Origin of the sequence: Gabonibacter massiliensis, from assembly GCA_001487125.1 — a bacterium.
Classification (GTDB): Bacteria; Bacteroidota; Bacteroidia; order Bacteroidales; family Marinifilaceae; genus Gabonibacter; species Gabonibacter massiliensis.
In genome coordinates, this window is record LN913013.1 from 1,204,355 (window position 1) to 1,217,928 (window position 13,574).

Below are 13,574 nucleotides of genomic sequence, written 5' to 3' on the forward strand. Positions count from 1 at the left end.
ACTAAAAATTAACTGTTAATCCCAATGTAAATTTCCGATCCAAAGGATAGCTATTCAATCCGTCGATTCCATCCGCCAAATTCACGGTCTCCGGATCCAATCCGGAATAATTGTGCCATAAGAAAAGATTTTCACCCGTGAAGAAAACCCGGACACCCGATAAACCGGAACGCTTCAAAACACGTGCAGGAACATTATATCCCAAACTCAACGTTTTCAGCCGTAAATAATTTACCTTTTCAATCCTCGAACGCACGATATCGCTATCATCAAAACCAATAGCCACTAAATCCGGGTTATCCCCTTCTTTTTGCCAGAATGTCCGTTTTTTATAATCCATTAGCAACGGTTCACCGTAATACAAGGAATTTCGAGCATAAGCATTGATCATTTTCCGTCCCAAAGTATAGGTAAAAAGAAGATTCAGATCGAAATTTTTCCAACGTACTTCATGTACCCATCCCCCGTGAGCCACGGGCAACGTGGAACCCGCGTAATATTTATCGCTGGTACTTATCATGCCGTCCCCGTTGACATCCTTGATTCGCCGCATTCCAGGGATATAGTATTGTCCGAATTCCGGTGTTTCCATATAATAAACAGTACCATCCGGACGACTGTACCGAGGGACATCTTTTTGGTTTTGAACAAAACCGGAATCATCATAGACATATATACCGCGGAGAGGTCTGCCAATAATTAGATCCTGCTCGTCCATACCCGAGTAACTTTTTTCAAAACGGTTCCAGTTTCTGGAAATATTAAACCGAGTCCGCCAACTCCAATCCCGCTTGTTTCGAATAATATCGCCGATCAACTCCAACTCGATTCCTTCATTCGACACTTCCATGGCATTTTGCCATTGTTCGCTGCTTCCCAGCACATCTCCGGGCAGATAAACTTTATAAAGCAATGACTTGGTGTACTTGTAATAATAATCCGCTTTCAATTTCAACCGATAATTAAATACATCGAGATCTAAACCGAAGTCATACTGATCCGATTTTTCCCAGCTCAAATTTCGGTTGATCATAGGAGCTGTCGTCCCTTGGTTTCCCATAAAAGATCGTCCGTTGTTAATTAATCCGTGAGCCAAATAAGGATCACTTAATGTCTGCCCGGAAGTCCCCCAGCTTGCCCGGAATTTACCCATATCCAACCAATGCGCCCAACTTTTGATAAAAGACTCCTCGCCGAAACTCCATCCGACGGCTACCGACGGGAAATTCGCGTAACGAACATCTTCACCAAAAGCCGACGATCCATCCCGCCGGTAGGTAAATTCCATCAAATATTTCAATTTATAGTTATAAGCTACCCGTCCGAAATAACTTATCATGACTTGCTGGGTGTAGGAGGACATATATTCTTTTAAAGCCTGTACATTAGGACGATCCGGAGTTCCATAATCATGCGTCGAAGGATGATTCCCGTCCACGTAATAAATGTTATCGCTGGAACCTCTTTTCGCGTATCCTTTTATTTCATGAGCTTGATTTTCCGTATAAGTCAGTCCAGCCAATAACTCAAACCGATGGATATCATTGATATTCCGGGTATACTTTAGTAAATTCTCCTGAGTAATACCAATGTTCCGGTTTATCCATCCCGTGGATTTATTTTCACCCTCACGATCCAAATAGGAAGGTTCAAAAACGTTCGTGTTATTTTGTGAAAAATCCAATCCCAATGAGGCCGTGAATTGTAACCCTTTAATAATATCGATCCCAAGCACCGCATTCAGCATCATACGATAACTGTCATCCCTTGAAACTGTCCCATTTAATTGCTCTAATATCTGCCTTTCAACCGCCCCTCCGGCCGGAAGCAGCGTCTCCGTCTTCATGGGATCGGCTGTCATGGATTCAATTTTATGAGCAGTTTGGAAAGAATTATCCTTCGTATTCCGGCTTTTGTCCGAATAAGCCAAATAAAAACGAGTATCGAAACTAATCCGTTTGGCAGGTTGCAATGATAAATTAGCGATAAAATTCGCTCGTTTGAAATCACTGCCGTACATGATACCGTTTTCCGTGTAATAGCCCATTCCTACCATATATCGAATTCCCGGCCTTCCTCCGGAAGCCTGTATATTAGCATTCAACACCTTACCTACCCGGAAAACTTGTTTCCACCAATTCGTTTGGTTATTATAAAAAGGGTTCAAACTGTCTTGTAGAACACGGTTTGTCTCGGTTCTCATTCCCGCGTTCCAAAAGTAATCATAGTGTCCGCCTTTTTCATAGGCTTCCCGGTAAGACTGCGGATAAAAACTTGACTCCGTATCCCAATCATACTGTGCTTCCCGAGCATTCCGCATTTGTAAAATCCGCCACCAACGTTCCTCGCGTCCTCCCAACTGAAAAGGGAATTTAGGCATGATTGATGCCGAATAGGATACATTTGCTGAAAAAACGGCTTTTCCCAGTTTTCCTTTTTTCGTGGTAATCAATATAACTCCATTTCCCGCACGGGAACCGTAAATAGCTGCCGCAGCCGCATCTTTCAATACTTCCACGGAAGCAATCGTATTAGGATCCAGCTCCGCTAACGCGTTCGTTCCGGTTATCGGGGAAGTAAAAGAGTGCATCGGAACCCCGTCAATCACGTAAAGCGGTTGTCCGTCACTGGCACCGGATACCATCAACGAGTTGTAGCCGCGCACAGCCACAAAGTTTCCTCCACCGCCGGGAGAACCCGACTGACTTGTAATTTGTACTCCTGCCATACGCCCCTGCAACAGGCTTGTAAAACTACTGGTCGGAATCTCCTTGATCTCATCCCCTTTCACCGAAGAGACAGAACTAACCATCTCTCTTTTATTTCTCTCGCCATATGCAATAACCGTTACCTCATCCAAATCAGACACCTTTTCTTCCAAGGTCACGACCATCTTTTTTCCCGGTGTAAACGGTATGCTTTTCGTTTTGAATCCCACGAACGAAAATTCCAATTTTCCCTCTTTTATCGGTAACACCAATAAAAATTCTCCCTTGTTATTCGTGACCGTACCTAACGTTGTCCCTACCACTTTTACAGTTATCCCTGCCATAGCCTGTTTTTTATCATCCAGAACTATTCCGGTAATTCGAGTGACCGTTTTTACTTTTTGCCGGGTTCCCTTTATGACCACTGTTTTTTCCTCAATCGTATACTCCAATCCCGTTTTACGTCCGGTCAATAAAGAATCGAGAACCTGCTTCAGAGTTATGTTTTGGAATTTTACCGTAATTCCGGTATATCGACTCAATTCGTCCGAATTAAAAAGAAAATTGTAACGAGTCTGTACGCGTAGATTTTCAATAATCTTTATCAAAGATGTATTTTGAACATCTATATTTACTTTGGGCGTTCCGTCCGTCTGCGCCTGAAGGGTTGTAATTTCAAAGAAACATACAGACAGTAAACAGACGCTCCACTTGAATATTTTTCTCCCGGTTCCGAGAGAATCCCTAAGAAATTTTTGCCGATTTTTTCTCATAAAATTCTGTTATTAATGTGACATTTATACACAACAATTCACCCTTAAAGAGATGGACCAACATCCCTTTACCATTCCATTGTTTATTTATCTTCCGGATACGCTTATGAGAAGCATATTGAATCAGTTCCAAGAATCACTGAAAATCTTTTCAAGGAACTTCTTTGATGTTTTGTAGATTATTTTTCATACTTTTGCAATTATTAATGTGACTGTTGAAATATACAGCGACTCCGTAAACGAGAGATGGACCAACATCTCTCGTTGCTTTTATCTCTTTTTAATCATAATCTTTTTTCCCTCCCTATCGTAAGATATGTTTCCCAGCTTGGCGATAATTTCCAAAGCTTCATCTAAAGTTTTAGTTCGATCCATATACACATGAAGCTTTATTCCTTGCAATTCAGAAGAATCGTATTCTATCTCCGCATCATACCAACGAGCCAATTCATCCATAATTTGTCCCAATGACACATTCTTAAAAACAAACTCCCCGTTCTTCCAAGCTAACTCTACCATCATATCCGCTTCCCGCACGGCAAGGGAAAAATCAGACGCATCCATCTCACACAGCTCTCCGGGTTGCAATAGGACCGAATCCCTGGCAGAGGCGACTTTCACTTTCCCCGAAACCAAGGTGGTAAAAGTATTTTTTCCGCGATATGCCTTCACGTTGAACCGGGTCCCAAGAACACATACTTTTCCCCCTTCAAACTCAACGAGAAAGGGATGGTTTTCATTCCGGACAACGTCAAAATAAGCCTCCCCGCTTAAATATACTCTCCGCACTTTTCCCGTAAAAGAGTCAGGAAATCTCAACCTCGTTTGCGAGTTTAATATTACCGTTGTACCGTCGGCAAGTAACAAGGAATACTCTCCTCCCGAGGGCACGATGATTTCATTATAGCATAACGATCGCACAACGGACGAATCGATGAATTGCCTTTCTTGTACCGTAACGCCTTGTCCTACCTTAAAACCGGGAATCCGAGCCTGTACCGCCCCTAACGAAGACAACCGATGCAAACTTCCGTCTGACAAAATTAATTGTACGGCTGCAGATCGAGGCGGCATCGCCGAGTGAACAAGCCTTTGTTCGTCTTGTTTCCCCGCCGGAACCAACCAGATAAATATCCATATCACAATAGCCGCACACGCAACCACAGAAAACCATTCGTACCAACCGATCGTGTGCCGTCTATTCCAAAACAACGGTATACGCTGTCGTATCCGTTTCAATGACTGGTTTTCCATACGATCCGAGGCAATCTCTTCCCGATAATACGCCTTGGCATTTTCCAAAAAACATTTCCGTTCCTCCGCACCTTCCATCCACGCTCTCACTTCTTCCCGTTCCTCCCCCGAAGCTTTATCCGAAACGACCCGTTTGATTTTATCTATCTCCATGTTTTTTAATCATCTTTATATATAAGACAACATTGGAAGAAAACAGGGTACGAGAAACAATAAAAAAATAACATATGGAAATTGAAATAGAATTGACTATCCGTTTATCTATACCTGCCAATATTTTCTATTTCATTTGTATAAACCTGACTGACTGCCAATAAAAAAAATATTTTTGCAATTAGAAAAAACGTATACAACTTTTGATAATCGTTAGCTTGTCGTCCAATAATCCCTGTTCGACTCATAGAAACAATAAGGCCATTTTATCTTTCAAACGGGATTTTAAGATTTCCCGACCCCCATTGATTTCGAACCAAGATTTTCAATGCTTCAGCGATTTCCTGAATGGATTCATCCATCAAGGTTAAATGAAAAACCTTTTATGTGTCCCGAAAGCACACGACGCATGAAAGAATAAAAGATATAATTGCTTTAACGCGGTCTCTTTTCCCTCTCGCGGATCCTGCAACAAATCCAAGTTAACACACGCTTTGCTTTACATCATTCACAAACAAATGGATGAAAAATCTTAGGACAAATGAAAATTATCCTTGAAAAAATAACTCTTGTATCTAAAAGATACCAGAAACATTTTACAGAAAGGTCCATCCTCGTTTAATCATAGTTTTTCAAGAAAAACTTTCATTTTTATTTGGTATAATTCGAACTAACTTCTATATTTGCATCGCTTTTGAAAAATTCCTTAGTAGCTCAGTTGGTTAGAGCGGCGGACTGTTAATCCGTAGGTCGTAGGTTCAAGTCCTACCTGAGGAGCTCCCAAGCCTTACAGCAGAACTGTAAGGCTTTTTTATTTCATCGGCAAATAACGTCTGGTAGTCGACAAAACCATCCCGTCTGTCTAATTCAGTTGTTTCCTTTTCCGGACATACCTAAATTCGTCTCAGAAATAAACAATTAAGGTAGGAGTAACATGAATTACATACGATTATTTACCACTTTTTTCATAGTCATTTCATCCACGGCCGGCTTTACCCAAGAAAGGCCGGCCCTTTGGACTCTCCGGGAATGCATTGACTATGCCAGAAAAAATAATATTCAGGTGCAATCATCCCGCATCAACAATCAAACAGGAGTTGTCAACTTGTTAGAGTCCAAAGCCCAATTATTCCCGTCATTGGTTTTTTCCAGCACACAAGGTTGGTCCCATCAAAAAACACAAGACACCGGTAATAAATTCACTTCTCGAAGTGCTTATACCGGAAGCTATTCGTTAAATGCCGGTATGACCCTGTATAACGGAAGTAAACTGACTCGTTCCGTGAAAAAACAAAAGATTGCGGCAGAAGCATTGGAATATGAAACTTCCGTTGCCGAAAACGATATTGAAATTTCCGTAACCGAAGGTTATTTACAGATTTTATATGCTAACGAGGCTCTCAAAACCAACAGACAAACACTCGAGACGTCCAAGGCACAGTTAGACCGAGCCGAAGAATTATACAAGGCAGGCTCTATCGCTGTCAGTGACCGCTCTCAGATCAGGGCTCAATACAGTAACGATCAATACCAAGTCACGTTAGCGGAAAACACGTTAGCATTAGCGAAATTACAATTAAAACAATTACTGGAATTAGAATTGGAAGAATCTTTTGAAATCCATTTTCCGGAGCTGTCCGATGCCGACGTCCTTACGCTCGTTCCCTCTTTGAAAGAGGTGTACGAAACGGCGTTGAAAGTTATGCCGGAAATGAAAAGCAGCAAATTAAACGTTGATGCGGCTTATCTGGATGAAAAGATCGCAGCTGCCGACCGCCTGCCCAGCATCACGTTTAATGCTTCGGTGGGAACCGACCACGATTCCGACTCGGATTACTCTTTCAGGAAACAGCTGAATAACCGGTTAAATGAAAATATCGGAATCAACATCAGCATTCCGATTGCGCAAAACCGACAGGTAAAATCAGCCGTAGAAAAAGCAAAACTCCAAACAGAAACGGCCCAGTTAGAGGAGATAAATACCCGTAAAACACTACTGAAAACCATCGAAACTTTATACCAAAATGCTATTTCGGCACAAAGCCGGTACATAGCGGCAACGAATAGCGTAAAATCAGCTTCTGAAAGTTACCGTCTGGTACAAGCGCAATTCGATGCAGGAATGAAAAATACCGTTGAATTATTAACGGAAAAAAATAATTTTTTATCAGCAATACAGGAACAGATACAGGCTAAATACGATGCGATATTATCCATTAAATTACTGAATTTCTACCAAAATCAACCGATTGAATTATAACGTAAAACCGAAATAGAATGAAAAAAATAGCGATCATCATCATTGTCTTGGCTGTTATCGCGGGCCTTTTCTTTATCTTCCGTTCAGGAGAGAATAAAACAGTCACATACGAAACGACCACGATAAAAAAGGGTTCCATCAACACGACAGTAACAGCTACCGGAACCATCGAACCCATTACGAAAGTAGATGTAGGTACGCAGGTATCCGGCACGATTTCCCGCCTTTACGTGGATTATAATTCCGTCGTAAAAAAAGGACAACTGATTGCAGAGCTCGATCGTACGTTACTGGAAGCGGCCATGGCTTCCGACTCGGCCAACATGGAATCCAGCAAGAGCGAATACGAATACCAGAAAAAGAATTTCGCCAGACTATCCGGTTTGCATGAAAAGAGATTGATCAGTGATACGGAATTCGAAACAGCCCAGTACGAGTATGAAAAAGCAAAACTATCCTACGAGAAAGCCATCGCCGATCTTGTCAAAGCAAAATCCAACTTAAGTTATGCAACCATCTATTCCCCGATCGACGGCGTCGTTCTTTCCAGAGAAGTAGAAGAAGGACAAACCGTTGCCGCAAGTTTCGAAACACCCACCATGTTTACCATTGCCAACGATCTACGCAAGATGCAAGTGATCGCGGATGTAGATGAAGCCGATATCGGCCAGGTCGAAGAGGGGCAACGCGTAACTTTTACCGTAGATGCCTTTCCGGACGATATATTCGAAGGGGACGTCACCCAGGTCCGGCTACAATCTACCACGACCAACAACGTTGTTACCTACGAAGTCGTTATCGATGCGCCGAATCCGGATTTAAAACTGAAACCGGGCCTAACAGCCAATATTACGGTCTACACGATGGAGAAACACGATGTTATGCTCGTCCCTTTAAAAGCCTTCCGTTTTACTCCCGAGACGGCTAACCCGGCCGCTGCCGCCCCGATGACTGCCGCCCCGGCTGTAGCCAAAGGAGGAGAAAAAAAGGTATGGATACAAACGGCCGGAGGGATCATTCCCAAAGTCGTTAAAACCGGTGTTTCGGATGGCATCAACATGGAAATCAAAGAGGGTATACAAGAGGGCGATAAAGTAGTTGTCGGAATAAACCGAGACAAAACCGCCATGGGTGCACCCGGGGATAACTCTTCCAATCCGTTCATGCCACAACGCCCAGGCAGTAAAAAGAAATAAATACAACAAAATAGGATCTCATGAATACAATAATAAAAATAGAAGACCTGAGGAGGGATTTTAAAGTAGGATCGGAAACGGTACACGCTTTACGGGGAATTTCATTTTCCATCCAGGAAGGGGAATTCGTCACGATAATGGGAACGAGCGGTTCGGGGAAATCCACTCTACTCAATATCTTGGGATGCCTCGACACTCCCACCTCGGGAAACTATTTTTTAGACGGCATATCTGCTCGCGAAATGGGCAAAAACGAACGGGCCACATTACGAAACCGTAAAATCGGATTCGTTTTTCAATCTTACAACTTATTACCCAAAACCACGGCATTGGAAAACGTGGAACTTCCGCTCCTGTACAATCCGGCCGTATCCTCTAAAGCGCGTAAGGAAAAAGCGATCAAAGCATTGGAAGACGTAGGATTGTCGGATCGTCTCAATCACCGTTCCAATCAAATGTCCGGAGGTCAGCAACAACGTGTCGCCATCGCACGCGCCATCGTAAACGATCCGGTCATTTTGCTGGCCGACGAAGCGACCGGAAATTTGGACAGCAGGACTTCTTACGAGATATTGACCCTGTTTCAACGACTTCACTCGGAAGGGAGAACGATCATCTTCGTCACCCACAACCCCGAAATTGCCCAATTCAGCAGTAGAAACATCGTATTGCGTGACGGTCATATCATCGAAGACAAAACAAACCGACATGTTGCTTCCGCCAAAGAAGCATTGGAAGCTCTTCCTAAAGAAAACGACTAATTTAATAACAGCTCACAATGAATTACGGTAATCTGATACAAATTGCCCTCCGAGCTCTGAATAACAACAAATTCAGAGGATTCTTAACCATGTTGGGAATCATCATCGGGGTTGCCTCGGTGATCTCCATGCTGGCCATCGGCCAAGGTTCCAAACGCAGTATCCGCGCCCAAATATCCGAAATGGGCTCCAACATGATCATGATTCATCCGGGTAACGGAAAATTCGGAGGTGTACGCCAAAGTGCCAGCGATATGCAAACCTTAAAGCTGGAAGACTATCAAAGCATCGTAAGAGACGTCGATCTCATCAACAAATGTACTCCTACGGTCAATACCGGCGGACAAGTTATCTACGGTGCGAACAATGCACCGACAACCATATACGGGGTCAACCAGGACTATTTAGATATCCGGAAATTTTCTATCGGTGAAGGAGAGATGTTTACCGACCATGACATTAAAACCTCGGCAAAAGTATGTATCGTAGGAAAAACGGTTGTCAATAATCTTTTCACGAAAGGAGAAGACCCGTTAGGCAAGACCATCCGTTTCAATAAAACACCGTTCAGGATCATCGGAGTATTGACACCCAAAGGTTATAACTCCATGGGACAAGACCAGGACGACATGATTATAGCCCCCTATACCACCATTCAAAAACGACTGTTGGCCATTACATACATACACGGTATATTCGCCTCCGCACTTACGGAAGAAGACTCGGAAGAAGCCATAGAAGAGATCTCGGCAGTTCTCCGTCAAAATCACAAGATTCCTGCCGGAGAAGAGGAGGATTTTCATGTCCGTTCACAGGAAGAACTCAGCTCCATGCTTAGCACGACGACCGATTTAATGACCGTACTTCTGGCCTGTATCGCGGGAATATCCCTGTTAGTGGGAGGTATCGGCATTATGAATATCATGTACGTCTCCGTTACCGAACGCACGCGGGAGATCGGTCTCCGGATGTCCATAGGGGCCAAAGGACGACATATCCTTTTTCAATTCCTCATAGAAGCAGTTATCATTAGCGTTACCGGAGGAATTATCGGTGTCATCCTCGGTATCGGCTCTTCCATGGTCATTAAATACGTTATCGGATGGCCCGTTTACATTCAAATCTATTCGGTCGTCTTATCCTTTTTGGTTTGTACGGCCACCGGAATATTTTTCGGATGGTATCCGGCAGAGAAAGCTTCTAACTTGGATCCCATAGATGCCATTCGATACGAATAATAAGGGCAAAACGAAAGTTTTTAACCGTAAATAGCAAAACATATAGCGTAAAATCAGTAGCTTTGCTTATGTTCAATAAAGACGATATGCAGAAAATCGGTAACCGGAAGCATTTATTAGCAGCCATTCACGTGATCGGCTGGGGAATCTTCTTCGCTTTTCCCTTATTCTTTACCAGAAACGATCATCAGTTCATCGTCACGTTAAGATGGTATTTAGGATATTTTCTTTTACCGCTATCCTGCATGATCGTTTTCTATACCAACTATTTCTACTTTATCGATAATATTCTTTTCCCTAAAAAGATTTTCCGTTTTATCGTGATCAACCTGTTAGTTATCATACTACTCGGACTACTTTTACATTTTTGGCAAGAGTTTTACCGTACCTACATCAGCCCTCCCGAACCGGAAGAAGTGGTAGCCTTACGAAAAGTACTCCCCAAACCACCCCGTTTCCTCTTTTTAAGTCGGGACATGCTATTAATGGGGCTCACGGTTGCCCTAAGCATGGCCATCAAAATGACCAGTAACTGGTATAAAACGGAGGGTGAAAAAAGAGAGTTGGAAAAAGCAAAGGCAGAAGCGGAATTAAAAAACCTGAAGAGTCAATTAAATCCTCATTTTTTATTCAATACGCTTAATAACATCTACTCGTTGATTGCCATCGACCCGGAACGGGCCCAGCTCGCGGTTCACGATCTGAGCCGATTGTTACGTCACGTGTTGTATGATAACAACCAAAATCTCGTCTCCATAGACCGGGAATTCATATTCATGAAAAGCTATATCGAACTGATGAGCCTGCGCCTCCCCAAACACACCCGGCTGGAAGTAAACATACCGGAAGAGGGGAAAGGCGTCATGATTGCCCCGTTACTTTTTATCACATTGATCGAGAATGCCTTCAAACACGGGATAAGCAATACTCAAGATTCTTTTATCCGTATACGAATGGAATTGCAGGAGTCACAAAGAGTAAGCTGCATCGTGGAAAACAGTTATTTTCCTAAAAATGACGAAGACAGAAGCGGTTCCGGAATCGGAATCCAAAATTTACAACGACGTTTGCAACTACTCTATCCGGGAAAATACATTTTAAAAATCGAAAGGGCAGACGACCGTTTCATGGCCCGACTCATTATTAACTTCTAATATTCAACTGATATGACATTAAATTGTATTATCGTAGACGATGAACCTTTAGCTTTGGATCTGTTGGAAAGTTATGTCCGGAGAACCCCTTTCCTGCACCTTGTCGGACGATACGATAATGCTTTGGATGTCATCTCTCTACTGGAGAAAGAATCGATAGAAGTAGCCTTTTTGGATATACAGATGCCCGACTTGAACGGCCTGGAGCTCTCCCGTATTATCGGAAATAAAACAAAAGTCATTTTCACTACCGCCTTCGAGCAATATGCCATAGAAGGCTTCAAGGTCGACGCGTTGGATTACCTGTTAAAACCTTTCAATTATGCCGAGTTTTTAAAAGCCGCCACGAAAGCATTGCACTGGTATGAAATGACTCGAGGATCCGCACCCCGCAAAAATCCGGAAAGTATATTTGTAAAAAGCGACTATAAACTCATCCAAATAGAACTACAACACATTTTGTACATCGAGGGAGTGAAAGACTACATTAAAATACAAACCGACGATTCGGAAAAAGGTATTCTTACCCTGATGAGCATGAAAACAATCGAAGAATATCTTCCCTCCGATATTTTTATCCGGGTACATCGCTCTTATATCGTCAATATAAACAAGATCAAAACAATCGAACGCAATCGGATCGTTTTCGGTAAACTCTATATTCCCGTATCGGATTCATATAAAGACCATTTTACGGAATTATTGGAACGAAGAGCCTTAAATTAAGAGCAATTCCCGGAAGTATCCATCGAGTAAATTCTAAACATAGTTTCGATTATTATTGAAAATTATCCTAACTTTGCAAAAGACAAAAAGAGTGTACGCACGTGCAAGTAAGGAGAATTAATTTCCTGATAATAATATCATTAACATCATAAATTATCGATTCTGTCCGTTATGAGAAAAGACGAAAGATACAATAAGAGGGGAGTTTCAGCTTCTAAGGAAGATGTTCATAATGCTATCAAAAATTTGGATAAAGGCCTATTTCCAAAGGCATTCTGTAAAATTGTCCCCGACTATTTAGGCGGTTTAAAAAGCTATTGCAATATCATGCATGCGGACGGAGCCGGTACGAAATCCTCTTTGGCTTACCTCTATTGGAAGGAGACCGGAGATATTTCGGTATGGAAAGGTATCGCGCAGGATGCTTTAATCATGAATATTGATGATCTTCTCTGCGTGGGTGCCGTGGACAATATCTTGTTATCCTCTACCATCGGAAGAAATAAAAACCGGATCCCCGGTGAAGTCATCGCCGCTATCATCAACGGAACGGAAGAATTAATCGAAGAGTATCGAAAATTAGGAGTAAATATTTACTCCACGGGAGGAGAGACCGCCGATGTGGGAGATCTCGTACGGACTATCATCGTGGATTCCACGGTTACCTGCCGGATGAAGCGGAAAGATGTTATTTCGAATGACCGGATAAAAGCCGGAGATGTCATTATAGGCCTCTCCTCTTACGGCCAAGCGACTTACGAAAGCGAGTACAATGGCGGCATGGGATCTAACGGACTTACTTCCGCCCGACACGATGTTTTTGCCAAATACTTAGCGATCAAGTACCCGGAAAGTTATGACAATGCCGTTCCCGAGGAGTTGGTATACGCCGGAAAATGCAAACTAACGGATAAAATAGCAGAGTTAGGAATAGATGCCGGAAAACTGGTATTATCCCCGACGCGGACTTATATTCCGGTCATAAAGCAGGTATTGGATAAATACCGGAAAGAGATACACGGCATGGTGCATTGTTCCGGCGGAGCCCAGACCAAAGTGATGAACTTTGTCGAAAAAATGCATATCGTAAAAGATCATCTTTTCCCCGTTCCGCCTCTATTCAAATTGATACAGGAACAATCCGGCACGCCATGGGAGGAGATGTACAAGGTATTCAACATGGGTCACCGGATGGAAATATATGTAAATGAAGAGATCGCGGATGAAATCATCGCTATTTCCCAAAGCTTCAATATCGACGCACAAATCGTAGGACGTTGCTACGACAGTGAAAAGAATGAGCTCACCATTATCAGTGAATTCGGAAAATTTTACTATGATGGTTTATAAA

At 42.7% G+C, this 13,574-nt stretch carries 9 protein-coding genes and 1 tRNA gene; 8 read left to right on the forward strand and 2 right to left on the reverse strand.

Going from position 1 to position 13,574, the window contains the following annotated elements:
* Position 1 precedes the first annotated feature (1 nt).
* Together BN3283_RS09395 and BN3283_RS09400 are read right to left on the reverse strand one after the other, a co-directional pair.
* A complete protein-coding gene (locus tag BN3283_RS09395) occupies positions 2-3,481 on the reverse strand; it encodes a SusC/RagA family TonB-linked outer membrane protein (RefSeq protein ID WP_059026488.1) in 3,480 nt (1,159 codons plus the stop codon).
* A 270-nt stretch (positions 3,482-3,751) separates the two neighbouring features.
* A complete protein-coding gene (locus BN3283_RS09400; RefSeq protein ID WP_059026489.1) occupies positions 3,752-4,888 on the reverse strand; it encodes a FecR family protein in 1,137 nt (378 codons plus the stop codon).
* Between the two features lie 703 nt (positions 4,889-5,591).
* Between BN3283_RS09400 and BN3283_RS09405 the strand changes: the two genes are divergently transcribed.
* From BN3283_RS09405 to BN3283_RS09440, 8 genes are all read left to right on the forward strand, one after another.
* A tRNA-Asn gene (locus BN3283_RS09405) sits at positions 5,592-5,665 on the forward strand.
* Positions 5,666-5,822: 157 nt separating this feature from the next.
* The gene (locus tag BN3283_RS09410) at positions 5,823-7,148 is read left to right on the forward strand and encodes a TolC family protein (RefSeq protein ID WP_059026490.1); all 1,326 of its coding nucleotides are present in this window, start codon (positions 5,823-5,825) and stop codon (positions 7,146-7,148) included.
* A 17-nt stretch (positions 7,149-7,165) separates the two neighbouring features.
* Positions 7,166-8,344 (forward strand): efflux RND transporter periplasmic adaptor subunit, encoded by a 1,179-nt coding sequence (locus tag BN3283_RS09415; RefSeq protein WP_059026491.1) that lies wholly within the window; start codon positions 7,166-7,168, stop codon positions 8,342-8,344.
* A gap of 20 nt (positions 8,345-8,364) precedes the next feature.
* Positions 8,365-9,105, forward strand: a complete 741-nt coding sequence (locus tag BN3283_RS09420) for an ABC transporter ATP-binding protein (protein ID WP_041504149.1) — start codon at positions 8,365-8,367, stop codon at positions 9,103-9,105.
* A gap of 17 nt (positions 9,106-9,122) precedes the next feature.
* The gene (locus tag BN3283_RS09425) at positions 9,123-10,343 is read left to right on the forward strand and encodes an ABC transporter permease (protein WP_041504148.1); all 1,221 of its coding nucleotides are present in this window, start codon (positions 9,123-9,125) and stop codon (positions 10,341-10,343) included.
* A gap of 68 nt (positions 10,344-10,411) precedes the next feature.
* Positions 10,412-11,497 (forward strand): sensor histidine kinase, encoded by a 1,086-nt coding sequence (locus BN3283_RS09430; protein ID WP_235375099.1) that lies wholly within the window; start codon positions 10,412-10,414, stop codon positions 11,495-11,497.
* Positions 11,498-11,509: 12 nt separating this feature from the next.
* Positions 11,510-12,223, forward strand: a complete 714-nt coding sequence (locus BN3283_RS09435; RefSeq protein WP_059026492.1) for a LytR/AlgR family response regulator transcription factor — start codon at positions 11,510-11,512, stop codon at positions 12,221-12,223.
* A 171-nt stretch (positions 12,224-12,394) separates the two neighbouring features.
* Positions 12,395-13,573, forward strand: coding sequence for an AIR synthase related protein (locus tag BN3283_RS09440; protein WP_059026493.1), 1,179 nt, complete (start codon positions 12,395-12,397; stop codon positions 13,571-13,573).
* Position 13,574 lies beyond the last annotated feature (1 nt).

Excerpts from the sequence above, each read along its gene's own strand:
- BN3283_RS09425 (WP_041504148.1), top strand. The coding sequence starts at position 9,123 with ATGAATTACGGTAATCTGATACAAATTGCCCTCCGAGCTCTGAATAAC.
- BN3283_RS09435 (WP_059026492.1), top strand. The coding sequence starts at position 11,510 with ATGACATTAAATTGTATTATCGTAGACGATGAACCTTTAGCTTTGGAT.
- BN3283_RS09440 (WP_059026493.1), top strand. The coding sequence starts at position 12,395 with ATGAGAAAAGACGAAAGATACAATAAGAGGGGAGTTTCAGCTTCTAAG.
- BN3283_RS09415 (WP_059026491.1), top strand. The coding sequence starts at position 7,166 with ATGAAAAAAATAGCGATCATCATCATTGTCTTGGCTGTTATCGCGGGC.
- BN3283_RS09395 (WP_059026488.1), bottom strand. The coding sequence starts at position 3,481 with ATGAGAAAAAATCGGCAAAAATTTCTTAGGGATTCTCTCGGAACCGGG.
- BN3283_RS09400 (WP_059026489.1), bottom strand. The coding sequence starts at position 4,888 with ATGGAGATAGATAAAATCAAACGGGTCGTTTCGGATAAAGCTTCGGGG.
- BN3283_RS09410 (WP_059026490.1), top strand. The coding sequence starts at position 5,823 with ATGAATTACATACGATTATTTACCACTTTTTTCATAGTCATTTCATCC.
- BN3283_RS09430 (WP_235375099.1), top strand. The coding sequence starts at position 10,412 with ATGTTCAATAAAGACGATATGCAGAAAATCGGTAACCGGAAGCATTTA.
- BN3283_RS09420 (WP_041504149.1), top strand. The coding sequence starts at position 8,365 with ATGAATACAATAATAAAAATAGAAGACCTGAGGAGGGATTTTAAAGTA.